Consider the following 24,767-nt stretch of genomic DNA (forward strand, 5'->3'; position numbering starts at 1 on the left):
GTAACGGCCCCGCTCTTATTCATTCTCTCTATCCGATATGCGACCATTCACCGCTCTTTGCAACCATGCGGGAATGCTTATCCTCGAACTTAATCAGTATCCGGCTGCGCCGATATGGCAATCTCTGACCAGATGGCTTCTGGATTCGACGGCGCAAAGCCACTATGTGTTGAGCCTCGACTGCAGGAATGGAACAGGACGATGAAGAACTTCGAAGTTGCCGTTGTCGGCGCTGGACTTGCAGGACAAATCGCAGCTCTTGCCATTGCACGCGCTGGCCGAAACGTCGCGCTCATTGCGCCTCAATCCGAGAGAACCGACCGCCGCACGACGGCTCTGATGGATCAGTCCATCCGCTTTCTTGACCGGCTTGGGGTTTGGTCCAAAATCGAACCATCCGCTGCGCGGCTCTCTACGATGCAGATCATCGATGGCACCGACCGTTTGCTGCGCGCGCCGACGGTCGCCTTCCGCTCGTCGGAGATCGGGCTTGCCGCCTTCGGCTGGAACATGCCGAATAGCGCATTGCTCAGCGTTCTTTCGCAAGCTGTTGCGCAGGAAAACAACATCACCCTCGTCGATGCCAGCGTCGATACGGTGGAAGTCGGATCTCATGACGTCTCACTCATGCTGACAAACGGAGAGACGGTTTCGAGCAGCTTTGTCATCGGCGCGGATGGCAGACATTCCAAGGTTCGCGAGGCGGCAGGGATCGGAGTTCGAAGCTGGTCCTATCCGCAAACTGCCGTCGTTCTCAATTTCTCGCACACCCGCCCGCACGGCAATATCTCAACAGAGTTTCATACCCCGACGGGACCCTTCACGCAGGTTCCGCTACCCGGCGATCGATCCAGCCTTGTATGGGTGGTCAAACCAGAGCAGGCAGCAGAACTTGAAGCGCTGCCGCTGGAAACGTTAAGCAAGCGCGTTGAAGAGCGCATGCAGTCCATGCTCGGCACGGTTTCCGTTGAAGAGGGCGTGCAGACATGGCCGCTTTCCAGCATGACGGCCCGCGCCTTCGGCAAGGGACGCGTGGCGCTCATTGGCGAGGCTGGGCACGGCTTTCCGCCGATCGGCGCGCAGGGGCTCAATCTCAGCCTTCGCGACATCATCGTCTTGACCGACATGCTCGGCACATTGACCGGTGGCGCGATCCCGGCAGACGCCGGCGCGACATTCGATCGCCGACGCCGCGCCGACGTTTTCAGCCGCACGCTCAGTGTCGATCTTCTCAACCGGTCACTTCTGTCCGGCATGCTGCCGATGCAGATGGCCCGTGCGGCGGGACTTCACGTTCTTGGCAATGTCGGGCCGCTCCGCGGTCTCGTGATGCGCGAGGGCATCGAGCCAGGCCGCGGTATCAAGGCCCTGCCCTCGCTGATTATGGGAAGCCTCAGACGCTCGTTGCGCGAATGACATAAAGCACGAGCGAGACCGTGAAGACGGAGAGCACGGTGGAGATCAGAATGGTCGCCGATGCGCGTTCCTGCCAGACCTGATAATGCTGGCCGATGACGAAGACATTCGTGGCCGTCGGCAGTGCTGCCAGAAGAACCGCCGTCGACACCCAGATGGGGTCGAAGTTGCCAAAAGATGACATCAGAACGTAAGCCAGCAGCGGATGCAGGATCAGCTTGGCCGGCACGATATAGCTGATCTCTATCGGTACCCGCTTGAGCGGCCGGAGCGCCAACGTCACGCCCATGGCGAAGAGTGCGCAGGGTGCTGCCGATTGTGCCAGATAATCCACCAGTTGCTGCACAGGCTGAGGTGGCCGCCAGGAAAGCACGGCAGCGACGAAACCGACGATTACCGAGATGATGAAAGGGTGCGTCAGCACCTTGCGGGCGACATCGCCTGCAAGTTTCAAGCGGGATCGCTTATCGCCGCCGGCAATGGCCATCAGAGCCGGTGCGGCGATGAAATGCGCGGCGTTTTCGAGGCAGACAATGAGGGCGACAGGAACAGCCGCGCGCTCTCCAAGTGCCAGCAAAGCAAGCCCCGGGCCCATGTATCCAATATTGCCATAGGCGCCTGCGAAGCTCTGTATGGTGCAATCGGCAAAACTGTTGCGCCGTACATAGTAGCCGATGAGAAAGAGGCAGAGAAAGATCGTGTAGGTGGCGGCGAGGCTGAGCACGACAAAATCCATCCGCGCCAGTTGATCGACCGGTGTGCGGGCAACAAGCTTGAAGAAGAGTGCCGGAAGCGCGGCATAAATGATGAAGGTGTTCAGCCAACCGAGTGCTTCGGCGGGCTGGCGCGTGACCCGCGCCGCCACATAGCCGATCAGGATCAGCCCGAAAAACGGAAACAGCAATCCGGCGATTTCAGCCATGGCCCCCTCGCCGTGCAGCTCGTCCTCCTAAGAGGGTCTAGCCGATTTTCATCAGGATTGGAAAGCTCTCCTGAAACCAGATCGCCACATTGGTGATGAAGCCGGACATGAAGGCGATACCAGTCAGGATCAGCAGGACGCCCATGACCTTTTCAACAAGCCCCAGATGGCGGCGAAAACGAGCGAGAAAGCGCATGAAACTGCCGGAAAAGGCAGCTGCTATCCAGAAGGGGATGGCAAGGCCCGCGGAATAGACCGCAAGCAGCATCGCGCCCTCGCCGACCGTGTTGCGCGAGGCCGCAACGCCCAAGATGGCACCAAGTACGGGACCGATGCATGGCGTCCAGCCAAAGGCGAAAGCCAATCCCATAACATAGGCGCCGGAAAGCGTGGCGGGCTTGCCGCCGCTTTGGAAACGCGCCTCGCGCGAGAAGACGCCAATCCGGAAAACGCCGAGGAAGTTCAGTCCCATCAGGATGATGATCAGACCGCCGATTTTGGCGAGAATGTCGAGATTTTGGCGCAGCACCATTCCAATGGTGGACGCACCGGCACCAAGCGCCACGAAGACCGTCGCAAAACCCAACGTGAAAAACAGCGCCGCCAGAAGCACCGCCTTGCGAACCTGCGGCTTTGCCTCGAAGCGCTCATCCCTGAACTGCTCCACCGAGATGCCCGCCATGTAGCAAAGATACGGCGGCACGAGCGGCAGCACGCAAGGAGACAGGAACGACAAAGCACCGGCGAAAAGCGCTGTGAGGAGGGAAATATCGGCGATGGACAATGCGGCACTCCGGACGGTTCACGATGCCTTGTAGCCCCACCAAACCCTTGCCACCAATCACCTTTTTGCGGTTGCGGCAAAAAAACGCGGAAAGATGATATAATCCTGTTTTTTTGGGTTGACCGCAAACGTGCCTCTACCTATGTTCCGCCCACTTCCGAGGGGCGCTTCGCCCCCATTTGGGAGAGCGTAGCTCAGCCGGTAGAGCAACTGACTTTTAATCAGTAGGTCCAGGGTTCGAATCCCTGCGCTCTCACCATTAATCTTCCATAAAAATCAGCTACTTCAGAGACAATGACTGTCCTCTTTGGGCTTCTTCGGTATCGAGGAGTCATAATGGAAGTCGTCCATAGGTGAGGCTTAACGTCGGCCTTTTTGACCAACCGGCCATCTATCAGGACACAGTGGAGCTTCGCTTTCAAGCCTGTCTGAAGCCGCATATTTGGTTGGCACTGAGACCATCCAGCAGATCTGACATCTGATCCTGGTCCCACTTTTCATCACCAGAACACTCCACAATACTCGCAAAACGTGTTTCAGGTTGCGTATTTACAATCCCAAATTCTTCACCTTACATCAACCTCCCGTCCGTCCGCTGGAGACTCAATGATGAAAGCACGCCTCCTTAGTTTCGCTCTTCTTTTCTTCCCGGCCTCCTTCGCGTTGGCTGACTGTCCGACGCCTGCCGACGCTAGTTTTGCGGCGGCCGCCAAAGCGAAGTTCGACTGTTCCAGCAGCCTGCCGCTGAAGGGGCACGAGACGGATCGCAAGTTTCAAATCCATTATGATTTTCCCAAGACCTTGCCCGACAACAGTAAGCTCCCCTGGTTGACGGTAGATCCGTTTAAGAATCCTGCGGACTATATGCAGTCGATCCTCAACTACGTCATCAAGGTCAATGCGCGGCCGGATGTGGATTGGCGGATCGAGGACAATAAGGAAGAGCAGTGGTGTGATGCGCCGTGGTTCTTCATGTTGCGCGAGCCGTTGCGTGGGATGACGACCGAGCGGTGGTCCCGGCCGAAGGAACTTCACGCGCTACAAATGGACTGGGAGCGCAATTTTGCGGTCGGCATTTATAATGACGTGGCGTGCTATGGCTTCGGTCAGATTTGGGGTGATCCCGCCTTCCCCAAGACCCGGGATTTTGCATTTGCGGAAGGTGCGGTGTCGGCGAAAATGCTGTTCACCACCGCCACACCTTCCAGCGTTCCTTATCTTGCGGGCTCAAAAGAATGGGATGTTGCCGGGCAGAAGGATGGCGGGGTGATGACCATGCGCCTTCTCCAGCTGGACCTTTCGGTCAAGGACAAGCGCTCGCCGAACGGCTGGTTCTTCGGGACCTTCATGTACAACGCCATGCAGCCGGGCAACACGCCTTATGAGCGATTGGTGCCTGTCGGTCTCATTTGGGGTAGCGACCCAGGGCTCAACGCCAAGGCTTATCTTGAGCAGGCAGCGACCCCAAAGGAAAGCTGGGTCAATCCGGATGTCGCCTCCATGTTCTATGCGCTTCCCCGCCAGAACCTCGGCCTCTTCGGTCGCGCAAATGGCCCTGTCGATAATCCCACCTCGGCATGCATCACCTGCCACCAGCGTGCCAATGACTGGGGCACGGCCGTGCTGCCGGATACGCCTGAAGCGACCCAAGCGGCAGCACTTTTGCCTGATGTGCCCGCCAACCCTTACGACGACGCGGCCATTGCCGCCTACTTCCGCAACATTGGAACGAACTCGCCGGTCGCGAACACCCAGTCGCTCGACTACGTGCTGCAGGTCTCAAAGGGAATTGCGGCATTTCGCAACTGGGTGAAGACCGATTTCCCCGATCACGCTGCGTCGACGACCGATGTCACGCCCTACCCGTTCAAGCCGGCTGAAGCGCGCCTGTTGGCACCAGCAGATGCCAACACCGCACGGCCGGACGAAAATGAGCAGGATCCAACGGGAAGGCTTTTCCTTCGCTAATATGACCTGATATGCATAGGTGTGATTTGCCTTCGGAGGGCGCGCCTATGCTGTCGTTAAACGTCTTTGGTCGATTCCGGATCGCTGATCCGGATGGGAATGACCGGGGTCCGCGATCGGCCAAGGCTCGCGGCCTCCTCATTCTCCTGGCGACGGCGCCGCATCACTCCAGAAGCCGTGTATCGCTGCAGGACAAGTTGTGGAGCGATCGCGACGCCAAAAAGGGTTCGGACAGCCTGCGTCAAACGCTTGTCGAAATTCGAAAGGCGTTCGGGCCCTATCAAGACATCTTGCAGGCCGACCGCGAAAAGGTCGCGCTCGACTCGTCACGGTTCAAAGTCAGTTACCGCCTTGTCGAGTCACCGGGCGATTGGAGTGACGAGCAGGACGCCTTCGCCGATATCGACGTCCCTGATCCGGAGTTCGAGGAATGGATTCGCGATACGCGATCGTCACTTGCTGAAAAGGCCAAAGTCAGCGCTTTTGAGGCGCCGCGTCAATCAGCACCGCCGAAGCCAGCCATCTTCTTTCAGTTTCACTCCGACAATCAGTCGGCGAGCGAGTTGATCAACGCCCGCATGATGACGCTGACGACGGCGTCGCTTCATGACTTGGACGACTTTCAAATTTTTCCCCATATCCCGCATGCATCGCCGGCTGTTGCGCGTCAGCCTGTCAGCGGTCTTGCCGTCTCCATCCGGACCGCGACGATGGGGCGGCATAGCCATATCACCTTCACGATCAGCCATGCGGAGACCGGCAGGCTCTATGCTTCCCGTACTGAAAAGCTCGTCAGTTCCTCGGAAGAGGCGTTGCACCATTGGTGCGGAACGTTGGTTCAGGCCATTCTCATCACCTTGCGTGAAAGGAAAGATGACCTCGCCATTTCGAACTGCGCAGCGCTCCTGGCAAGCAACGCTCGCAACCTCATCTTCCGCTTCGACCGTCAAAGCCTGTCTGAGGCGGACAGGCATCTGAGCTATGCCTATGAGCGCGACCCTCGTCCGCAATATGTCGCGTGGCGGGCTTTCCTGCGCAACATGGCGCAATTCCAGCATCGCAGCACGGCATTCCTGGGTGACGAAATCACTTCCACGGAACTGGTACAGGAGGCATTGCGCCAGGACGGCAATAGCCCAGGCATCCTCAGTATCGGTGCACACCTGGAGTATCTGGGTGGAGGATCCAGCCGCGGATCTCTGAAGCTCGCTGAGCGGGCCGCTGAGCTTGATCCGCTCAACCCGATCAACATGGCGATCCTGTCCAATGCCGAACTCGTTCTCGACAAGTTGAAGGCAAGCCGCAGGTCTGCAACAAAGGCGCTGGAATTGACCGGAGGTGGGGAACATCGCGCATTCGTCGAGTTCTTTTGCTGCATGTCAGCCGCTGCTGTCAGTGACTATGATGCAGCCATCGGCCATGCGGAGGCCGCGCTCATTCTGCGACCTGCCTTCCGCGCGCCTCTGCGCTACCTGATTGCCCTCTACATCCAAAAGGGGATGACGGCGCATGCGGCACGAGCGATCGAACAGTTGCGGTTGCTTGAGCCAGACTTTACGCCAGCTCGTTTTCTCGACGACGATTATCCTGTCACCACGATGCGGCGCATCCGATTGATCGACACTATTCCCGTGTAAGCCCAGATATCCCTGACACCCTTGGTTGATTCACGCTGCAATCACGATGATGCGCTAATTTTAGCGCGTTAAGACATATGAGGGCAGACTATGAGTGACACCAATATCGTGATGGACCATTTGCGCGCAGCCTTGCTTGCCACGCCGAAGGAGAGCACGTTTCTCACCTATCTCATTCAGATGGCTCTGATCGAGGGAGGAACCCTCTCCCAGGGTCGTGTCGCAAACCAGAGCATCGCTTTGGATGATGAGGCAGACCCCAGCCGCGGAACATACCCGATTGCGTCGGACCCAAGCTATCGCGCTCCAGCCTACGCGTCGTAAGCAGACGGCGACGCTGACCTGAATCGATCTTGGCGATCAAATTTCGCCAAGAGCTTTTTGATCGACATCTTCATAGCTGAGCGACAAGGCGCAGGCGTGTGCGCTTTTCTCATCCTCCGAAGCAACTTGTATGAAATAGAAAAAGCCCGGGGAGCACATGCACCCGGGCTTTTTATCAAAATGTCTGTATTACCGACACAACCTTAGCCAAGCCAAGGCGCTAAGCCTCACGTGCGCTCAATGCGGATCACCTGCGGTTCGCTGACCAGATACTTTTCGCTCTTGATCGCTTTGACCGCCTTGCGGATCGCATCTTCCATAGTCGCATGGGTGACGAGGATGATGGTCTGAGCGCCCTCCTCCGTCGGCACCTGAGAGCGCTGAACGATCGATTCGAGCGAGATATTGTTTTCTGCCATGCGGGTCGCGATGGAGGCAAACACGCCGGCCTTGTCCTTGACCGTCAGACGGATGAAGTAGCCGCCTTCGTGGCTCTTCATCTTGGCACGACGATAATCCGTCAGTGACTTGGCTGGTCGACCGAGAACCGGCACCTGCTGGGCACCTGGGCGGCTCTTGGCGATATCGGCAACATCGCCCAGCACCGCGGACGCCGTCGCATTACCGCCGGCCCCTGGACCAACCATCAGCAATTCACCGAGAATATCGGATTCCACAGCAACCGCATTGGTGACGCCATCAACCTGAGCGATGACGGAATCGAGCGGTACCATGGTCGGGTGGACGCGCTGCTCGATGCCGGACTCGGTCAGTTGCGCGACACCAAGAAGCTTGATGCGATAGCCGAGATCAGCGGCTGCCTGAATATCTTCGATCGAAATATTGGTGATGCCTTCGAGATAGATATCATCGGCCGCGATCTTGGAGCCGAAGGCGAGCGTCGTCAGGATCGCAAGCTTATGCGCCGTGTCGTTGCCTTCGATATCGAAAGCCGGGTCCGCCTCCGCGTAGCCAAGCCGCTGCGCTTCCTTCAGGCAGGCTTCGAAGGACAGGCCTTCCTTCTCCATCTTGGTCAGGATGTAGTTGCAGGTGCCGTTCATGATGCCGTAGATGCGCGACACGTGGTTGCCGGTCAGCGATTCACGCAGCGCCTTGATGATGGGGATACCGCCGGCGACAGCCGCTTCGAAGTTGAGCAGAGCGCCCTTTTCTTCCGCCATCTTTGCCAGTTCCACGCCGTGCTTTGCCAGCAACGCCTTGTTAGCTGTCACGACATGGAGACCGCGTGAGAGAGCCGCCCGAACGGCTTTTTCCGCAGCGCCTGAGGCGCCACCGACCAGTTCGACGAAGACATCGATGTCGGCCTTCTCCGCCATGTCTTCCGGCGTATCGAACCAGGTAATACCCGAGATATCAATGCCGCGGTCGCGCGAACGGTCGCGCGCGGAAACAGCAATAATCTCAATTGCGCGTCCGCAGGTAATCGCAAGTTCGTTGCTTCTCTGCTGGAGGATGCGCACGAGCGAAGAGCCGACAGTGCCGAGTCCCGCTATGCCGATTCTCAATGAATCTGCCATGGGTATATTCCTGATTTGCTTTAATGAAAGAGGTGGCCGGAACCGGCCACCTTGGCGGGTTGCCCTTATCTGTGGGCGTTGAGCGAGACGACGTTGTGCAACGTATCATCCGCAGTCGACAGGAAGCGCTTGAGATTGCGCGCGGCCTGGCGAATTCTGTGCTCGTTCTCGACGAGCGCGAGGCGAACATAATCGTCACCCATCTCGCCGAAGCCGACACCCGGAGCAACCGCAATGTCGGCCTTCTCGATCAACAGCTTGGAAAATTCAAGCGAACCGAGGTGGCGGAATTTCTCCGGAATTTTCGCCCAAGCGAACATGGTAGCAGCCGGAGGTGGAACCTCGAAGCCGGCCTTGCCGAATGTATCGACCATGACGTCGCGACGGCGGCGATAGACATTGCGCACTTCTGCAATATCAGAGCCGTCGCCGTTCAGCGCGTGCGTGGCCGCAACCTGGATCGGCGTGAAGGCGCCGTAATCGAGATAGGACTTTACGCGTGTCAGTGCGGCGATCAAACGTTCGTTGCCGACCGCAAAGCCCATACGCCAGCCAGGCATCGAGAAGGTCTTCGACATGGAGGTGAATTCCACCGATACATCCATGGCACCGGGCACTTCCAGGACAGATGGCGGCGGGTTCTTCTCATCGAAATAGATTTCCGAATAGGCAAGGTCGGACAGCACGATCAGATCGTGCTTCTTCGCAAAAGCGATCACGTCCTTGTAGAAATCCAGAGACGCCACATGTGCCGTCGGGTTGGATGGGTAGTTGATAATCAGTGCCAAGGGCTTCGGGATCGAATGGCGCACGGCGCGCTCAAGCGGGCCGAAGAAGGTTTCATCCGGCTCGACATTCATCGAACGAATGACGCCGCCTGCCATCAGGAAGCCGAAGGCATGGATCGGATAGGTCGGGTTCGGACACAGGATCACGTCGCCGGGCGCGGTGATTGCCTGCGCCATATTGGCGAAGCCTTCCTTTGAACCGAGCGTGGCGACAACCTGTGTATCCGGGTTCAGCTTCACACCAAAACGGCGCGCATAATAAGCGGCCTGGGCGCGGCGAAGGCCTGGAATGCCCTTGGAAGAGGAGTAACGATGCGTACGTGGGTCCTGGACGACTTCGCAAAGCTTGTCGACGATTGCCTTGGGTGTCGGCAGATCTGGATTGCCCATGCCAAGGTCAATGATATCCGCGCCACCCGCTCGCGCGCTCGCTTTCAAACGGTTGACCTGTTCGAAGACGTATTGCGGCAGACGCTTGACCTTGTGAAACTCTTCCATCTCTTTCCTCATGGAAATGGACCGGATCGTCCGGCCCACAGTAGCGTTCGTTTTTTGGTTTGAAACATAAGCCGACACGAACAAATCGGACCTGTGCTGTCTATTGTAGCGCAAGCGCCGGAAAACACGAATTGGTTTTCCCGAAACGCCAAGCGATCACCGTGCTTCGCCGAAACATTTGTCGTGACGAGTCTGGCGCAGAACGCGGCTTGCGCCAGTCGTGCTTGCATAACGCCAGATTCTGATAAAATGCAAGGCAAAGCCGCCGCGCGAACGGCGGCTCAATTCAATCAGCCACGTTCACCCCGCACAATTGCAGAGCGAATGACCGACAGCACACGATCCGGCTCGATCCTGGTGCACACTTTCTGGCTTGGATAACCGTCCCAATTGCCCGGTGGGAAGGTGACGCCGTCGGGCTTCTGGATGGTCTGCCCGTCCGCAAGACCGCCACAAACAACACGGATTGCGCCGCTTCGTGTTTCGAACAGCTCAGGATTCGTCAGATAGACGCAGGCACAGGAATCGTGAACCACCATGCCGTCGCCGGTGCGCATGTTGTAGAAGTTGATATAGAACTGCGAGAGATCCGACAGAAGCTGCACGGCTGCGCCATTCTCCTTGACCATGTCCGCCAGGAAACCGGAGGTCATCACGGTTTTCGTCGTGACGTCCAGGCCGATGACGGTAACCGGCCAGGCTGCGGTGAAGACGAGATCAGCCGCCTCCGGATCACCGTGAATATTCGCCTCTGCCGCGGGGCTGACATTGCCATTGATGTCGAAGGCGCCCCCCATGATGATCACCTCTTTCACCAGAGCAGCGAAATCGGGATCGGTCTTCAGCGCAAGCGCCAGATTGGTCATGCGACCGACCGCGATCAGCGTCACTTCACCGGGATTGGCCTTGACCGTGTCGATGATGAAATGATGGGCCGCGCGCGGATCGAGCGGCACATCGACCGTTTCAGGCACGCCGATATTGCCAAGCCCATCATCGCCGTGGATGAAGGTGGGGAAGTGGCCGTCCGGACGCGACGGATCGAACGTCTTGCCGGCGCCCTGTGCTACGGGCGCATCAATCATCCATTGCTGTTTGAGGAACTGCGCATTGCGAGTGGTAATCTCGATCGGCGCGTTGCCGAAAACGGTCGTGACCCCAATGAGATCGATATCAGGGTGGCGGTGCAGAAAAAGCAACGCCATTGCATCGTCAATACCCGGATCCGTGTCGAAAATTACTTTATGCATATGTTCCTCATCAATGCGGCTGCATGCTTCGCGCTAGCGTTCGGCGCACAATAGCTTCCTGTGCAGCCTGCGCAATCTTTTCCATCCGACCAATAAAGCGCTGTGAGTCCTATTGGACGCACAGCGCTTTATATTTTTGAATCTACGCATCGTGCTTTCCGAAAATCGAGTCGGATTTTCGGGCCGATGCTGTAGCCTTGCCCGCAAAAGCGGTTGCGGGGCAAGGCATTCGGTGCCACAAGCGGCCAGCAAAACCCTCCGGATCCCTCCCCAGTGCAAGACGTCGCTCTCCAGCTTTTCATCATACTGTTTTTTGTTGCCGTCTTTGCCGGCTTCGTCGATTCTATTGCCGGCGGCGGCGGGTTGATCGTGCTGCCGGCTATGCTGATTATGGGCATACCGCCGCTGGAAGCGCTCGGGACCAATAAGCTACAGGCTCAGTTCGGCTCCGCCTCTGCGACGATTGCCTATGCGCGCAAGGGCCACGTCAATCTCAGAGAACAATTTCCGATGGCGTTGATGGCTCTGCTCGGAGGGATGGCTGGAGCATTTACCGCATCCTTTGTTCCGGCCGACGTTTTGAGGGCAATCATGCCCTTCCTGCTCGTCGCCATCGCCATCTACTTCGCCTTCAAGCCCAACCTCAGCGACATCGACAGCCAGCGCCGTATCACGCCGTTTGTCTTCGGTCCGACGGTGGTTCCATTGATTGGTTTTTACGATGGCATTTTCGGTCCAGGAGCCGGTTCCTTCTATATGCTGTCATTCGTCGCGCTTGCCGGCTTCGGCATGCTGAAGGCGACCGCGCATACGAAGCTCTTGAACCTCGGCTCGAATTTCGGTGGCTTCCTGGTGTTCACACTTAACGGTGCGATTCTTTGGAAGCTCGGGCTGGTGATGGGATTTGGGCAGTTCCTGGGAGCCCAGATCGGGTCCAGACTGGCGATGAGGAACGGTGCAAAGATCATTCGCCCGCTCCTGGTGATATCCTGCCTCGCCATGGCGGCCAGACTTATACTGGATACGAATGCGCCCTACTCGCTCGGTTGGATCATCGGTAAGCTCAGCGGCACGTGATAACGACGCAAAGCGAGGGCTCAGGGCCCTCTCTCAACCACATTCCAGTGTCGCCATCTCATCGATATTCCTTAACACCACAACGGCACCCATGACGTGATTTTTGGGTCCGCGCAGCGGCGTCATTCTGCATCGGGTGGCAAATCTCTGTCCGTCCCGGTACGCATGATGAATGTATCCGATCTCCTCACCTGCAAAGCAACGATCAAGGGCGGGCTTTGCCTGGAGGTAAAACCCATCTTCACCAATGAACTCGGTGACGTGGCAACCGATCAGCGATAAGCGGGTCCGGTTCTTCAATTTTGCGTAGGCATTATTGGTATAAAGATAGCGGTAGTCGTTTGTGACGACGATGATCTGATCATCCAGACTATCGAGAATTGCTTCGTTAAAAAGCGGCTGCTCATAATAGGCCGGTGCTGGAGCCCTGGCTGGTCGAGCGATTGCCGGAGACAAATCCACATCGGACCAATCCGAGTGATCACGGAAATATCGGTCGATCAGCCCGGACATCATCACGCTTCTGCGCACAACCGCCAGCCGGTCGTCGGCTTCGTCACGAACCAGCGTGCAGAGAAACTGGAATTGTCTGTAGAGCTCTTCGCGGCTGGACGCCTGGTAGGCCAGAATGTCGTTGACGATCGCCTGAAGCTCCCTGTCAAACAACTGAACCAGCTCATCCTCACTTTGGTTGATGGCGTATCGCAATTGACTGCTTTTGATCGCAAAAGCTTGAAAAAAATCCTGGAGCACAGTGTCCATCCACGCTTACTCCGAAAAACCGGAACTATCCCCGGCCAACCTCAGGCCGTACAACTACGGTACACCAGTACCGAGTGTTTCTCCGCCGTCAATATACGATTTATAGTAGTGCCGCGATAAAAAGCGCATTGTGGACTGCAATGCGGCATTCGCGGCACATCGCGTGCGTTACGCAACCACGCGTGTACGACGATCTTCCAACTCCTTGACCACCACGATAGCGCCAACGAGTTTGTAGGATGGCGAATAGCACGGCGACATCTCGAAAGACTTCACCACCGTATGCCCAAGGGCGTCCTCGGCATAGGTATACTTCTCAGCCTCTCCCTTGAAGCACGCGTCGAGCTTCTCGCGGAATGCCTGCTGGAAGTGATGGATGCCGACAAACTCGGCAATATGCTTGCCGATGATCTCACTGCGATCCGAGTGGAGCGAGGCAGCATTGGCGGAGTTAGTATAGTTGATGCGGTAACCGGGAGACACGACGACGACGCGATCGTCCAGGTCTTCCAACCTGTCTTCATCCAGAATGATATAGGGGCTCCACGGCGCATCCTCGCCATCCGGGGTGCTGCCGTCGCGTGGCAGCCCAGCTCCGATATAGCGATCGACAAGTTTGCGCAGGACGTCGGCATTTCGCTGGACACAGCCGATGTCCTCGGCTTCCTCGTTCAGGAGGTCGATGGCGAAACGAAACTGTTCGAGAATTTCCGACGACGAAGCGTTCTTTCTGCCGATAATGCTATCGAGCAGAGTTTCGAGCTCTTTATCAAGAGCGGCAACCTTGGGCGCTTCATTGCGAATGACTGCGCTTTTCAGTTCCGCATAGTTCTGCCAGAACAATTCGATTTTTCTTTTCAACCCAAACACTCCCGAGACGCAGGCATTCCAGTTGCCCAATCCTCCCCGGGCGCACGCGTGACTATCTGCACGATGTGCCCGTAAAGCATGATGTAAGGAGTTGCAAGATCACCACACCAGCGCATTCACCCATATCACAATCGGCTATGTTATTACAAATCCGAGAAATAGTAAGGAAGAATAAGCACGGTATTGTCTCGCGACACGCCGACTAAATCATCACATCACGTCAACCGGCCGGTATTTTGTGGTTTAATAATACCCCACCGATCGATCAAAGTTATTAAAATTGACCGTTTAGTCTTCAACCGTCCGTCTTGACCTGATCCTTGATATGCCAACGGTCGTGGTACCACAACCACTGGCCGGGATATTCGCGCACCCAGCTCTCGACCTTGTCATTCAAAAGCTGTGCGGTCTTTTGGATATCGACACTGCCTTTTTCATTGAGCGGTATCTCGACCTTGGGTTCGATTTCCAGACGGTAGCGATTGTCCGGCAGGCGGATGCATCTTGCCGGATAGACGTCGCAGCCAAACTGGCGCACCAGCTTGGCGAGCAGAGGATTGGTCTGGACATTATGTCCGAAAAACTTGGTGAGGAGACCCTTACGGAACTTCTGATCGACCAGCACACCGACGCCCGCACCACGTTCCAACTGCCGCGCAAGCGCGAAAGACGAGCCCGCATGCGACGGAACGAGCTTGCCCATGCGCTCCTTGCGGAAATTGTAGATCTTCTCTGCCACGTAAGGATTGTTCGGTGGACGGAAGAGCACCGTCACATCGAGGCCGAAGGCAGATCCTGCCACAGGCAGAAGCTCGAAGTTTCCGGTATGGGCCGTAAAGACGATGAATGGACGCGGATTGTCGCGCAGCTCCAGAAAGTTGTCGATGCCGACGACTTCGATACGACCGGGTTTCGTTTGCTCCGGATCATAATCGAACAGTCGGTCGAGGAAAACATATTCGGCGGCGAGACGCCCCATGTTTCCCCAGCTGTCGAGCGCGATTTCCAGACGCTCTTCTTCGGTCTTTTCCGGATAGGCGCGAGCCAGGTTGAAAAGCATCAACTTATGACGCGGCGTCTTGGGCCCGAGTTTACGCGCAAGGCGATCGGCAAAGTGAATTGCTGGATCGGCCGGTAACAATTTCAGCATGTTCAGAAAGCCGAACGCAATGGTCGCGTTCAGCCACTGGCGAAAGTTCTCAAGCGCCAGAACAATGCGCGTAATAAAAAGCTTCACTGATCAATCCATTCGCAGAACGATCTTACCGAAGACCTGACGGGTCTCCATGCGTTCCAGAGCCTTGTCGATATCGTCGAAGGTTACTTCGGTATCGATCACCGGATGTACAAGACCGCGCGCCATTTTCTGCATGGCATCGGCCATGTTCTGCATGCGGCAGCCAAAGGAGCCGAGCAACTTGAGCTGCTGCTGGAAAAGCATCATCAGGTTGATTTCGGTCGAGACACCCGAAGTCGAGCCGCAGGTGACGAGGCGACCGCCGCGCTTCAGCGAGAACATGGAACCTGCCCAGGTATCCTTGCCGACATGCTCGAAAACGACATCGACACCCTTCTTCTTGGTGATCTTGCGCACAACGCCCTCGAAGCGGTCCACGCGGTAGTTGATGACGTGATCTGCGCCCAACGCCTTGGCGCGTTCGATCTTGTCGTCCGAACCGACCGTGGTGATGACCGTGCAGCCCATCTTCTTCGCCAGCTGAATGGCGGCGGAGCCGATACCGGAACCGCCAGCATGGACGAGGATCGTTTCACCGGGTTGAAGTTTGGCATTGTCGAACAACATGTGTTCGACGGTGCCAAAGGTCACAGGTGCAAGTGCGGCCGCCACGGCATCGACGCCGGGCGGTGCCAGCACCAGCTGGCGGGCCGGAATGTTAATCTTTTCCTGAGCAAAGCCATCCAGGTGGAAACCATGAACGCCGCCGACATTCTCACAAAGGTTGTCTCGTCCGGCGACACAGTGGTGGCAACGACCACAGATGCGCGCGCCGTAAATGGAAACAAGCTGACCGGGAAGAACGTTGGAGACACCAGGACCGATGGCTTCCACCACGCCCGAGGCTTCGGCACCAATCGTCAAAGGCATCTTGCGCTTGGCAAAGGCCATGCCGCGCCAGCCCCACACGTCGATGTGGTTCAGCGCAACGGCTTTCACGCGCAAGGTGACCTCGCCCGGCGCCGGCGCTTCTGGCTCCGGCAGATCCACTTTCTCGAGCTTACGGTCGTCGACGAGTTGAAGAGCGCGCATAATAGAAGTCCTTCGCCCGGAGGCGTTAAAGCGTTTTCGATTGAGAGCGCCGCTCATCCAACTGGGACATGCGAAGACAGCTCTCCTTCACTCAAATAGACATCGCCCACTTGCGGACAGATGCGTTGGGGAACCGCTTAAGCCGGTTCCCGCGTCATGACAAGGCTTGCGTTCTGGCCACCAAAGCCGAAGGAGTTCGACAGAACGGCGCTGACCTGAGCCTCACGCTTCACATTCGGCACGACATCCAGCGCGATGGTCGGATCGGGATTGGTGTAGTTGATCGTTGGCGGAAGGGTGCCGGTCAGCATGGTCTGCAATGAGAACACGGCTTCGACCGCACCTGCTGCTGTCAGCGTATGGCCGATCATCGACTTGTTGGAGGAGACCGGGATCGCCTTCAGACCTTCGCCGAAGACCGCCAGCATGGAGCTATACTCCATCTTGTCGTTTTCCGGCGTGGATGTACCATGTGCGTTGACATAGCCGATATCGCTTTCGGAGAAGCCAGCATCGGCAAGCGCTGCGCGGATGGTTGCGATCGCTGGGCCGCCATCGGGCGACGAGCGCGTGCGGTGGAAGCTGTCTGCCTTTTCGCCCGCGCCCTTGATAATGCCGAGCACCTTTGCACCGCGGGCTACCGCTGCTTCCAGCGATTCCAGAACCAGGGTGGCCGCACCCTCTGCAATCACGAAGCCATCGCGGTCCTTGCTGAAGGGCTTGGACGCCTTTTCGGGCGGCTCGTTCTGTGTGGACAAGGCAGACAGAAGCGAAAAGCGGATCAGCGCTTCGGCGCTGACGGATCCGTCCGTCGCAACGGTCAGTGCGCGATCGGTGCGGCCCTGGCGGATGGCTTCAACACCAAGTTGGATGGCCGTCGCGCCCGAAGCACAGGCCGTCGAAAGCGTGACCGGGAGGCCGCGTGTACCGAACTGATCGGATAGACGCTCCGAGATCGCACCAAAGAGCGCGGCCTCCTGAAAGGCTGGATCGGGGCGCTGACGAAGAGCGGCCATGAAGCGATCATAGGCGTCGCCCGGCTTTGCAGCAGGTGGAGACCGATCGGCAAGCTCGAAGCGGGCGCTCCATTCCGGTTCGATCGGCGGCGCAGCCAGAAACAGCGGACCGTTGAAATCGCCGGATAGTCCTGCTTGAGCCAGAGCTTCGATCGTGGTTTCGCGCGCAAATGCGAAGGACCGCTCGACGGAATTGGGTGCCGGGATATCGATGAAATCGACCGTGCCACAGATCTTCGTCGAGAGATTGTCGGTCGGGAAGCGGGTAATCTTGTGGATGCCGGATTTGCCGGAGGTCAAAGCCGCCCAGTTATCCGAGAGCCCTTGCCCCAACGAGGTGATGATGCCCATACCGGTGACGGCAACGATGGGGCGTCCAAGGTGATCCTTGAAATTGCTGGATGCCATGGTCTGAACTCCTCAAGCGTCTCTGGAAAGAACGGCGACACCTTCGCCGCGCACATGGCCAACCGTGGTCACGACCGCTTCCGTTGCGGCAGCCGCCATCGGCTTTTCGACAGCGCTGTCAAAGGCCGGAACCATCGCACCGCTTTCAAGCGCAAGAGCTGCAAGCGCAAGGCCCAGCGGAAACTGCGCTTCAAGTCCATGGCCGGTAACACCGCCAAAGCCGCGAATTGTAGCATGTGGCAAGGTCTTTTCGAGAATGTCCTTTTCGCGGGACGTCAGGCCGTCATAACCGCTGGCACCAGAGAAGACGACGGTTTCAGCCGCGTCCTTGGCAGGCGCGAGGAGGCGTTCGAGACGCGCCTCAAGCTTGCCATCGTCGCGGTTGCCACGATCGCCTTCGATCGCGTCGATACGCGCGTAAATCTTCGCGCCACGCGCTTCGGCGCGCTTGCGCGATTCCAGCACGAGGAAGGCGCCGACGGATCCCGTGATCATGCCGCCGCCCTCGCCTTGCTCGCGCGACCAAAGCGGCTGCCAGCCACCTTGAGCATGCGCGCCGACGGCTTCGAAAAGCAGCGTCATGTCCGGGCGTTCGGCCGCAAATGCGCCGCCCACAAGGGCATGGCTCGATTCGCCTGAGCGAATACGATAAAATGCGGTCTCGACGGCGGAGATACCGGCACCTTCTTCACCCATGAAGGTGCGCGAAGAGCCGGTGACCTTATGCACGATCGAAATATTGCCAGCCATCAGGTTGGAAAGCTGGGCGAGAAACAGCGTCGGGCGAAGCTCCGTCGTCAGCTTTTCATTGAGCATCACTTCGCGGTCGTTGCGCTTGAGGCCTTCGTCGACAATCAGCGTATCGACATTGATGTCGCGTTCGCCGCCACCGGCAGCCACGATCATGTCCATCGTGCCACAGGCGTCCGCGTCTTCTTTCAAACCAGCATCGTCCAGCGCGAGACCGGCTGCAAACACGCCGAGGCGCTGCCAGTTTTCCATCTGGCGCTGATCCTTGCGACCGATTTGCGCAGACCAGTCAATCTCCGGCAGCGGATGAATGGGATAAGGCGCAAACTTTTCCGTCTCAACGATCGCCTCTGGCGTCGTGGTGCTGGAGAGCAGCGCAATATGGGCATCTTTACCAACACCATGACAGGTCACGATACCGACCCCGGTAATCACCACATCATTGTCAGACTTCATCATCCGTGATCCTTCGTCGCTTTTTCGGAACGCAGTCCCGGGCCAGCTCTCAAAAACGGCAGGTACGCCGCACTTGCCATGCGGAATAATGCGCGCGATGCGGCTTTGCAATGGCGAAAGCCTATCGGACCTTCCGCACCGCATGACTTTTCAGCATTTTAAACGCGAAGATAGCGCTTTTTCGATCAGGCGGAGGTATCGGCAGCGATCGCCGCCATAAGGCCTACTTCCTCGGCGCGCTTCTTGACGATCGGCGCAAGCGGAATTTCAGAGAAAGGCATGGTGCGAAGCTTCAGTTGCGCGTCGCAGACCTTCTTGCCGCCTGAAGTAATCTTTGCCTTGGTGACGGCAAAGCCCGATCCATCATGCTCGAGATAGGCCTCGATATCGAGCACGGCATTTGGCTCGACAAAGGTCCGCATCTTGGCACTGTCGACCGACATCAGGAATGGCATGGCGGCGAAATCCGTCATGGCAAGAACCAGCATTCCGGACGTCTGCGCCATGGTTTCGATCAACAGCACGCCTGGAACCAGCGGCATACCCGGGAAATGCCCCTCGAAAACCGGGCTCTTGTCCGGCACGACCGATCGCGCCTTCAGGATGCGGGCTGATCTGTCGATAGACTCGATTCGGTCCACCATCTGGAAATATTCGAGAAGCATATCTTGTCCGTGAAATAGGCCAGGCTGTTTCGCCCCAAGACAGCGTCAGATGGGCAAACGTCCTCAGGCAAGTCCTGAGGATCGAGCTCTGTCAAAAAGCAGCATGCAGGTCCCATTTTGCTGGAACCCGCAGAAGCGGAACGAAAAGATCAGCCCTTGGCTGCCTTCAACTCGTCAATCTTGGCGCAAAGGTTCTTCAGAACGAAGTATTCTTCGGTCGAAACCTTGCCTTCGTTGACTTCCTGCGTCCACTGCTCGAGCGGGATCTTGATGCCGAATTCCTTGTCGATGGCGAAAACGATATCGAGGAAGTCGAGGCTGTCGATGCCGAGGTCGTCAATCGTATGGCTTTCCGGCGTAATGGTTTCGCGATCGATTTCGCTGGTATCAGCGATGATGTCGGCAACCTTATCGAATGTAGCTGTCACGCCCGTAATCCTTTGTGTTCTTAATTATAAAGGTCTCTTCAGACGCACCACATAGGGAAGTTGCACCAAAAAGCCAATGCTTTCGTGATGCTTCGCTCTATTTTGGGCGATGTGTGTTGCCTACACCCTACACTCAAACCGCCAGAGAATGACGCCCTCGCCCGTTGGAGAGATAGGTATCGAAGGTTGCGGCAATGCTGCGAGCAAACGGCTTGCCCGTTTCCGTCAGGGCAAAACGACCGGCCTCGATATGGACAAGCCCGTCGCGATCACCTTCCGCAAATTGCTGAGCTTCCTCCACGGCTGGGAGAGACGCAGGACCGAAGAGCGCGGCAAGCGCCGACAGATCGAACGAGAAATCGCACATGATCCTTTCAATCACGAAGGCCCTCACCCGGTCTTCGACAGAAAGTGCAATGCCACGAGCGATGCAGAGACCATCGGTTTTAGCCATGCGTTCATACTCACCCGTCGCAACCATGTTCTGGACGTAGCCTTGCGGCAACTTGCCAATGGACGAGGCACCAAGCCCGATCAGGGCGTCGGCGCTGTCATCGGTATAGCCCTGGAAATTGCGGCGAAGCTCTCCCTCTTCCATCGCTTTCGCCAGTGTGTCACCTGGCTTGGCGAAGTGATCGATGCCGACCGCCTCATAACCCGCCTGCACCAGCATTTCGCCTGCGGTTTTCATCTGCCTGTATCGCGCAATAGCATCCGGCAGCGCCTCTTGCGGGATCATCGTCTGGTGCTTCTTCATCCACGGCACATGCGCGTATCCAAAGAGAGCCACGCGATCGGGGTCCAAAGAGATGATCTTGTCGACGGTATCGCGCAGTGTTTCGAGCGTTTGATACGGCAGGCCATAGAGCACGTCGCAATTGACAGAGTGCACGCCACGCGCCCTGACCGCATCCACCACCGATCTCGTCTGTTCAAAGGTCTGTATGCGGTTGATTGTCTTCTGCACTTTCCGGTCGAAGTCCTGCACGCCAAGACTTGCCCGCGTCATGCCGATTGCAGCCAGGGCATCGTAGCGCCCCTGATCGAGATCGTTCGGGTCCATCTCGACGCTGATTTCGGCGTTATCCGAAAATGAGAACGTCGAACGCAGAGCGTCCATCAGCGCAATCAAGTCCTGCGGCCTGACCATCGTTGGCGACCCCCCACCAAAATGTACGGCGGTAACGCGGACGTCTTTCGACACCAGCCGCCCGACCGCTTGAATTTCGCAGTGCAGCGCTTTCAGATAAGCGGCAATCGGCTCGTAGCGAAGCGTGTGTTTGGTGTGGCAGGCACAGAACCAACAGAGCCGGTCGCAATAGGGAATATGGATGTAAAGCGAGAGGCGATGCTGCGAATCAAGGGCTTGCAGCCAGGATGAATAGTCCCTGGCTCCTATACCCAGATGGAAGTGAGGCGCCGTTGGATAACTCGTGTAGCGGGGAACGGCCGCGGAATATTTCTTCAACAAATGCTCAGCCATCGCGCTCGCTTCCTGACATGTATCAATTCTGCGACTTAGGGATACATGCTGCGACAGTTTGCAACTTTGACTTCGATCAAATTAGCTAATAAACAAACGTATCAGAAGCGATGTGGGGACATGGGCTTCGGGGGCTTGATTTGACGGGGATTTTTGAGATCGCGCCTGCGATCGGACCCGTTCGACTTGGACGTGACGCGATGGACACGCTGCAGAGAACTATCCACAATTCAGACATGCCCGTCGTGTGCCGTTCCTGTGAGGCGCGCCATGGCGGCCTTTGTGGAGTTCTTACGCCAGCGCAGCTTCTGGAGCTCAACCGTCAGTCCAGCCGCAAGAGGTTCGAAACCGGCAACGAACTGCTTGGCCAGGGCGAACTCGTGCCCTACTACGCCAATATTCTCAGTGGCGTCATCAAGTTGTCGAAGATGATGTCGGACGGCCGTCAGCAGATCGTCGGCCTGCAGTTCGCACCTGATTTTCTCGGGCGCCCTTTCAATGCCGAAAGCAGCATGACCGCCGAAGCCGCCACCGATGTGGAGATCTGCCTGTTTCCACGGCGTGTGGTGGACCGGATGATTGGCGAAGTGCCGAACATGGAGCGCAAGCTTCACGGCCAGTCACTGAAGGAACTGGACGAAGCGCGGGACTGGATGCTGACGCTCGGTCGTAAATCCGCGCAGGAAAAGGTCGCAAGCTTTCTGCATCTCATCGCCACGCACATCGATCCTGAAAAGGGTGACGTGTCCTGCTTCGACCTGCCGCTGTCACGCGCCGATATTGCGGACTTCCTTGGTCTTACGATCGAGACCGTCAGCCGTCAGATGACCAAGCTGAAAAAAGAGGGCATTATTCAGATCGAGAACAACCGGCATATCACTGTGCCCGATCTCGATGCGCTTAACGACGCCGCCGGTAACGACTGACGGGCCTTACTTATCCCACTTCAAATGTGTCAGCGAGGCGCCAAACATGTAAGGCGCCTTGGCTTCTGCTGGTGTAAACACCGTTGCGGTCAGGATCAAAACTACAAATAAGCACTTCATCATCACGCTCCCCAGCGCCTGCCATCAAGTGGCCTCCCTGGAAACAAGTTTTAGACGATAAGATACTCTTTTCGTTTAAGAAAATGGGTTATCGCCAGATTGGCGGGATGGGTCAAAAACAGCAGATCCAAGTAGGATTTCGTTAACGGACAGCGACGGTGCTTCAGGCGTTTCAGCAAAACGATGCCGGTTGCAGCACGTCGACATCTCGATTATAGAGCAATTATCCACAAGGACCCGGTGAAAATCCGGGTGGCTCTTCTGGCCGCCGATCCGCCAGACAACACAGCAACGCAACCTGTTTCATCTTTTGAGGACCGAGTTCTGCTCGGCCCGTTGCATCAACTGTGGTAACTCATCTATGCAAACTTTCTCACACTACCGTCAGGAGTGGTTCTCCAATATTCGTGGAGACGTGCTCTCCGGCATCGTCGTCGCGCTTGCGCTGATTCCCGAAGCGATCGGTTTTTCCGTCATCGCCGGCGTCGATCCCAAAGTCGGGCTTTACGCCTCGTTTGCCATTGCCTGCGTCGCAGCTTTCGTCGGGGGACGTCCCGGCATGATCTCTGCTGCGACGGCTGCGACAGCCGTGGTCATGGTCTCGCTCGTCAAAGACCATGGGCTTCAATATCTTTTCGCCGCAACCATCCTGATGGGCCTGATCCAGATCGTTGCAGGCTGGCTGAAAGTCGGACGCATCATGCGCTTCGTCTCTCGCTCGGTCATTACCGGCTTCGTCAATGCACTCGCCATCCTGATCTTCATGGCGCAGTTGCCTGAACTGATCGGCGTTCCGGCATTGACCTACGTGATGATCGCGGCGGGCCTCGCCATCATCTATCTCTTTCCCTACGTCACGAAGGCGATCCCCTCGCCGCTCGTTGCCATTGCCGTGCTGACTGCGATCGCATGGTGGACGGGCATGGATCTTCGCACTGTCGGAGACCTTGGCGAATTACCATCGACCTTTCCAGTCCTGATGATTCCACAGGTTCCCCTGACATGGGAAACGCTGCAGATCATCTTTCCTTATTCCGTCACGCTCGCAGCCGTCGGTCTCCTTGAGTCCCTTCTTACGGCTCAAATCGTCGACGACATGACAGATACACCAAGCAACAAGAGCCAGGAATGCGTCGGCCAGGGTGCCGGCAACATCGCCTCCGCCCTGATCGGCGGCATGGGTGGCTGCGCCATGATCGGCCAGTCGGTGATCAACGTCACGTCCGGGGGACGTGGGCGGCTCTCGACCTTCGTCGCCGGTGCCTTTTTGCTGTTCCTTATCGTCGTGCTGGACGACCTCGTTCGGATCATTCCGATGGCCGCACTCGTCGCGGTAATGATCATGGTGTCGATCGGCACCTTTTCCTGGCGCTCTATCCTCGACCTGAGACGCAACCCGCTGCCCTCGTCTGTCGTCATGCTGGCAACGGTCGTCACCGTGGTGGCAACTCATGACCTTGCCAAGGGCGTTATCGTCGGCGTGCTGCTGTCGGGCATCTTCTTCGCAGGCAAGGTCTCGAAGCTCTTCCGTGTCACGCGAAGCGAGGATGTGGGCGCCAAGACGGTCACCTATGTCGTCGAGGGTCAGATCTTCTTTGCCTCAGCGGAAAACCTCATCGGTGCGTTCGATTTCGCCGAGCAGGCCGAGAAGATCGTCATCGACGTTTCGTCCGCGCATCTCTGGGATATCACCGCAGTGGGCGCACTGGACAAGGTCATCTTGAAGTATCGCAAGGCGGGCGTCGAGGTCGAGGTCATGGGCTTCAACAAGGCGAGCGCCGACATGATCGACAAGTTCGCGCTCCATGACAGACAGGAACGTCCGGCGGCGAGTGCATCGCTGCATTGATCGGTGATGGGGCCGTGGCAACGCTGCGGCCCATCCTCATCTCCAGTTAGAAGCGACGAAGAATGTTGATTTTGTTCGCTTACTGGGAGGCAGCGGGCGTTGCCGTCGGCTGCTGCTGCGCTGAAAGCGCACGAAGCTCTGCAACGCGGCGCTTGTATTCCGCCTCGGTGATCTGACCACGGCGACGGGCAGCGCCAAGTGCAGTCAGGTTCTGCTCCATGGTGGAAGCTTCGTTTTCTTCCATCTGCGGCATGGCAGCCGTCATCGGCTTGGCAAAGGTCGGGAAATTGCCGGTATCACGCTTCTGCAAAGGGCCGCTGCTGACAGGCTGTGGGCCGACAATCTGCGCCTTGGGGCGCTCCATATGGGCCGGATTGACGAGAGGCTTGGGCGTGGTGCAGGCAGCCAAAGGAAGGACCAAGCCGCAAACCAACAGCATAGATGCTGTTTTTACGCTTCCCGAATGCTTGCCCATTTTCCTGCCCCACCTGTAAGGTATCTATCGCGTGTCGAACGCACTGTCCCGGCGCCCGTGTTGCTGGAACTTGTATTCGTTTTCGTAC

22 protein-coding genes, 1 tRNA gene and 1 other annotated feature are annotated in these 24,767 nt (G+C 57.3%); of the genes, 8 read left to right on the forward strand and 15 right to left on the reverse strand.

All coding sequences use genetic code 11. The features are described from left to right. Window positions 1–201: 201 nt before the first annotated feature. Window positions 202–1,416 carry a UbiH/UbiF family hydroxylase gene (locus PVA19_RS21615; protein WP_274104136.1) on the forward strand — a complete coding sequence of 405 codons (1,215 nt, stop codon included), beginning with the start codon at window positions 202–204 and terminating at the stop codon, window positions 1,414–1,416. On the opposite strand, the gene PVA19_RS21620 is transcribed toward PVA19_RS21615, so the two are convergent. Together PVA19_RS21620 and PVA19_RS21625 are read right to left on the reverse strand one after the other, a co-directional pair. Beyond that, the gene (locus PVA19_RS21620; RefSeq protein WP_274104137.1) at window positions 1,394–2,338 is read right to left on the reverse strand and encodes an AEC family transporter; all 945 of its coding nucleotides are present in this window, start codon (window positions 2,336–2,338) and stop codon (window positions 1,394–1,396) included. The genes PVA19_RS21615 and PVA19_RS21620 overlap by 23 nt on opposite strands. A 37-nt stretch (window positions 2,339–2,375) precedes the next feature. Further along, complete coding sequence (locus PVA19_RS21625; RefSeq protein ID WP_111850599.1) at window positions 2,376–3,122, reverse strand: cytochrome c biogenesis CcdA family protein; 747 nt, start codon at window positions 3,120–3,122, stop codon at window positions 2,376–2,378. Window positions 3,123–3,305: 183 nt separating this feature from the next. On the opposite strand from PVA19_RS21625, the gene PVA19_RS21630 reads away from it, so the two are divergent. From PVA19_RS21630 to PVA19_RS21645, 4 genes are all read left to right on the forward strand, one after another. After that, window positions 3,306–3,381, forward strand: a tRNA-Lys gene (locus PVA19_RS21630). 347 nt (window positions 3,382–3,728) lie between these two features. Further along, window positions 3,729–5,090, forward strand: a complete 1,362-nt coding sequence (locus tag PVA19_RS21635) for a hypothetical protein (RefSeq protein ID WP_274104138.1) — start codon at window positions 3,729–3,731, stop codon at window positions 5,088–5,090. Window positions 5,091–5,137: 47 nt separating this feature from the next. Continuing rightward, window positions 5,138–6,727, forward strand: coding sequence for a hypothetical protein (locus PVA19_RS21640; RefSeq protein ID WP_274104139.1), 1,590 nt, complete (start codon window positions 5,138–5,140; stop codon window positions 6,725–6,727). Between the two features lie 90 nt (window positions 6,728–6,817). Continuing rightward, window positions 6,818–7,051: a hypothetical protein gene (locus PVA19_RS21645; RefSeq protein ID WP_062425408.1), complete on the forward strand. Its 234-nt coding sequence runs from the start codon at window positions 6,818–6,820 to the stop codon at window positions 7,049–7,051. A gap of 227 nt (window positions 7,052–7,278) precedes the next feature. Here the strand turns inward: PVA19_RS21645 and PVA19_RS21650 are convergent, their stop codons facing one another. The 3 genes from PVA19_RS21650 to PVA19_RS21660 all read right to left on the reverse strand — a co-directional run bounded on the left by PVA19_RS21650 (window position 7,279) and on the right by PVA19_RS21660 (window position 11,125). Then, the gene (locus PVA19_RS21650; RefSeq protein WP_274104140.1) at window positions 7,279–8,589 is read right to left on the reverse strand and encodes a homoserine dehydrogenase; all 1,311 of its coding nucleotides are present in this window, start codon (window positions 8,587–8,589) and stop codon (window positions 7,279–7,281) included. 65 nt (window positions 8,590–8,654) lie between these two features. Continuing rightward, entirely contained in the window at window positions 8,655–9,875 is a 1,221-nt protein-coding gene (locus PVA19_RS21655; RefSeq protein WP_062425410.1) for an LL-diaminopimelate aminotransferase, read from the reverse strand. A gap of 290 nt (window positions 9,876–10,165) precedes the next feature. Further along, complete coding sequence (locus PVA19_RS21660) at window positions 10,166–11,125, reverse strand: nucleoside hydrolase (protein WP_274104141.1); 960 nt, start codon at window positions 11,123–11,125, stop codon at window positions 10,166–10,168. Between the two features lie 273 nt (window positions 11,126–11,398). Here PVA19_RS21660 and PVA19_RS21665 point away from each other — a divergent pair, with 273 nt between their 5' ends. Then, window positions 11,399–12,202 (forward strand): TSUP family transporter, encoded by an 804-nt coding sequence (locus PVA19_RS21665; RefSeq protein ID WP_274104142.1) that lies wholly within the window; start codon window positions 11,399–11,401, stop codon window positions 12,200–12,202. A gap of 33 nt (window positions 12,203–12,235) precedes the next feature. On the opposite strand, the gene PVA19_RS21670 is transcribed toward PVA19_RS21665, so the two are convergent. The 9 genes from PVA19_RS21670 to hemN all read right to left on the reverse strand — a co-directional run bounded on the left by PVA19_RS21670 (window position 12,236) and on the right by hemN (window position 21,309). Further along, window positions 12,236–12,964, reverse strand: a complete 729-nt coding sequence (locus tag PVA19_RS21670; protein ID WP_274104143.1) for a PAS domain-containing protein — start codon at window positions 12,962–12,964, stop codon at window positions 12,236–12,238. 168 nt (window positions 12,965–13,132) lie between these two features. Beyond that, window positions 13,133–13,825 carry a PAS domain-containing protein gene (locus tag PVA19_RS21675; RefSeq protein ID WP_062426114.1) on the reverse strand — a complete coding sequence of 231 codons (693 nt, stop codon included), beginning with the start codon at window positions 13,823–13,825 and terminating at the stop codon, window positions 13,133–13,135. A 304-nt stretch (window positions 13,826–14,129) separates the two neighbouring features. Continuing rightward, on the reverse strand, window positions 14,130–15,071 hold the full coding sequence (locus tag PVA19_RS21680; protein WP_062425414.1) for a lipid A biosynthesis lauroyl acyltransferase: 942 nt from the start codon (window positions 15,069–15,071) through the stop codon (window positions 14,130–14,132). Window positions 15,072–15,074: 3 nt separating this feature from the next. Further along, window positions 15,075–16,103 carry a zinc-binding dehydrogenase gene (locus PVA19_RS21685; protein ID WP_062425415.1) on the reverse strand — a complete coding sequence of 343 codons (1,029 nt, stop codon included), beginning with the start codon at window positions 16,101–16,103 and terminating at the stop codon, window positions 15,075–15,077. Between the two features lie 137 nt (window positions 16,104–16,240). Further along, the gene (locus PVA19_RS21690) at window positions 16,241–17,527 is read right to left on the reverse strand and encodes a beta-ketoacyl-ACP synthase (protein WP_274104144.1); all 1,287 of its coding nucleotides are present in this window, start codon (window positions 17,525–17,527) and stop codon (window positions 16,241–16,243) included. Between the two features lie 12 nt (window positions 17,528–17,539). Next, window positions 17,540–18,736 carry a beta-ketoacyl-ACP synthase gene (locus PVA19_RS21695; RefSeq protein WP_274104145.1) on the reverse strand — a complete coding sequence of 399 codons (1,197 nt, stop codon included), beginning with the start codon at window positions 18,734–18,736 and terminating at the stop codon, window positions 17,540–17,542. 182 nt (window positions 18,737–18,918) lie between these two features. Beyond that, window positions 18,919–19,398 (reverse strand): 3-hydroxyacyl-ACP dehydratase FabZ family protein, encoded by a 480-nt coding sequence (locus PVA19_RS21700; RefSeq protein WP_062598091.1) that lies wholly within the window; start codon window positions 19,396–19,398, stop codon window positions 18,919–18,921. Between the two features lie 149 nt (window positions 19,399–19,547). Beyond that, on the reverse strand, window positions 19,548–19,826 hold the full coding sequence (locus PVA19_RS21705) for an acyl carrier protein (RefSeq protein WP_027675812.1): 279 nt from the start codon (window positions 19,824–19,826) through the stop codon (window positions 19,548–19,550). Between the two features lie 133 nt (window positions 19,827–19,959). Next, a complete protein-coding gene (hemN, locus tag PVA19_RS21710; RefSeq protein ID WP_274104146.1) occupies window positions 19,960–21,309 on the reverse strand; it encodes an oxygen-independent coproporphyrinogen III oxidase in 1,350 nt (449 codons plus the stop codon). A 200-nt stretch (window positions 21,310–21,509) separates the two neighbouring features. On the opposite strand from hemN, the gene fnrN reads away from it, so the two are divergent. Further along, complete coding sequence (fnrN, locus tag PVA19_RS21715) at window positions 21,510–22,235, forward strand: transcriptional regulator FnrN (protein ID WP_112519264.1); 726 nt, start codon at window positions 21,510–21,512, stop codon at window positions 22,233–22,235. Window positions 22,236–22,585: 350 nt separating this feature from the next. Then, window positions 22,586–22,641: a sequence feature (sul1 is cis-regulatory element that is thought to sense ions involved in sulfur or methionine metabolism; They are found in Alphaproteobacteria), on the forward strand. A gap of 75 nt (window positions 22,642–22,716) precedes the next feature. Further along, window positions 22,717–24,204 (forward strand): SulP family inorganic anion transporter, encoded by a 1,488-nt coding sequence (locus PVA19_RS21720; RefSeq protein ID WP_274104147.1) that lies wholly within the window; start codon window positions 22,717–22,719, stop codon window positions 24,202–24,204. A 79-nt stretch (window positions 24,205–24,283) separates the two neighbouring features. On the opposite strand, the gene PVA19_RS21725 is transcribed toward PVA19_RS21720, so the two are convergent. Next, the gene (locus tag PVA19_RS21725) at window positions 24,284–24,625 is read right to left on the reverse strand and encodes a hypothetical protein (protein ID WP_246666335.1); all 342 of its coding nucleotides are present in this window, start codon (window positions 24,623–24,625) and stop codon (window positions 24,284–24,286) included. Window positions 24,626–24,767 lie beyond the last annotated feature (142 nt).

It is taken from the genome of Agrobacterium sp. CNPSo 3708 (genome assembly GCF_028674915.1).
Classification (GTDB): Bacteria; Pseudomonadota; Alphaproteobacteria; order Rhizobiales; family Rhizobiaceae; genus Agrobacterium; species Agrobacterium cavarae.

What these genes read in the sequence shown, in the direction of transcription:
- PVA19_RS21620 (WP_274104137.1), bottom strand. Translation starts at nt 2,338, where the DNA reads ATGGCTGAAATCGCCGGATTGCTGTTTCCGTTTTTCGGGCTGATCCTG.
- PVA19_RS21660 (WP_274104141.1), bottom strand. Translation starts at nt 11,125, where the DNA reads ATGCATAAAGTAATTTTCGACACGGATCCGGGTATTGACGATGCAATG.
- hemN (WP_274104146.1), bottom strand. Translation starts at nt 21,309, where the DNA reads ATGGCTGAGCATTTGTTGAAGAAATATTCCGCGGCCGTTCCCCGCTAC.
- PVA19_RS21670 (WP_274104143.1), bottom strand. Translation starts at nt 12,964, where the DNA reads ATGGACACTGTGCTCCAGGATTTTTTTCAAGCTTTTGCGATCAAAAGC.
- PVA19_RS21650 (WP_274104140.1), bottom strand. Translation starts at nt 8,589, where the DNA reads ATGGCAGATTCATTGAGAATCGGCATAGCGGGACTCGGCACTGTCGGC.
- PVA19_RS21640 (WP_274104139.1), top strand. Translation starts at nt 5,138, where the DNA reads ATGCTGTCGTTAAACGTCTTTGGTCGATTCCGGATCGCTGATCCGGAT.
- PVA19_RS21690 (WP_274104144.1), bottom strand. Translation starts at nt 17,527, where the DNA reads ATGGCATCCAGCAATTTCAAGGATCACCTTGGACGCCCCATCGTTGCC.
- PVA19_RS21645 (WP_062425408.1), top strand. Translation starts at nt 6,818, where the DNA reads ATGAGTGACACCAATATCGTGATGGACCATTTGCGCGCAGCCTTGCTT.
- PVA19_RS21700 (WP_062598091.1), bottom strand. Translation starts at nt 19,398, where the DNA reads ATGCTTCTCGAATATTTCCAGATGGTGGACCGAATCGAGTCTATCGAC.
- PVA19_RS21685 (WP_062425415.1), bottom strand. Translation starts at nt 16,103, where the DNA reads ATGCGCGCTCTTCAACTCGTCGACGACCGTAAGCTCGAGAAAGTGGAT.
- PVA19_RS21635 (WP_274104138.1), top strand. Translation starts at nt 3,729, where the DNA reads ATGATGAAAGCACGCCTCCTTAGTTTCGCTCTTCTTTTCTTCCCGGCC.
- fnrN (WP_112519264.1), top strand. Translation starts at nt 21,510, where the DNA reads ATGGACACGCTGCAGAGAACTATCCACAATTCAGACATGCCCGTCGTG.
- PVA19_RS21655 (WP_062425410.1), bottom strand. Translation starts at nt 9,875, where the DNA reads ATGGAAGAGTTTCACAAGGTCAAGCGTCTGCCGCAATACGTCTTCGAA.
- PVA19_RS21615 (WP_274104136.1), top strand. Translation starts at nt 202, where the DNA reads ATGAAGAACTTCGAAGTTGCCGTTGTCGGCGCTGGACTTGCAGGACAA.
- PVA19_RS21695 (WP_274104145.1), bottom strand. Translation starts at nt 18,736, where the DNA reads ATGATGAAGTCTGACAATGATGTGGTGATTACCGGGGTCGGTATCGTG.
- PVA19_RS21720 (WP_274104147.1), top strand. Translation starts at nt 22,717, where the DNA reads ATGCAAACTTTCTCACACTACCGTCAGGAGTGGTTCTCCAATATTCGT.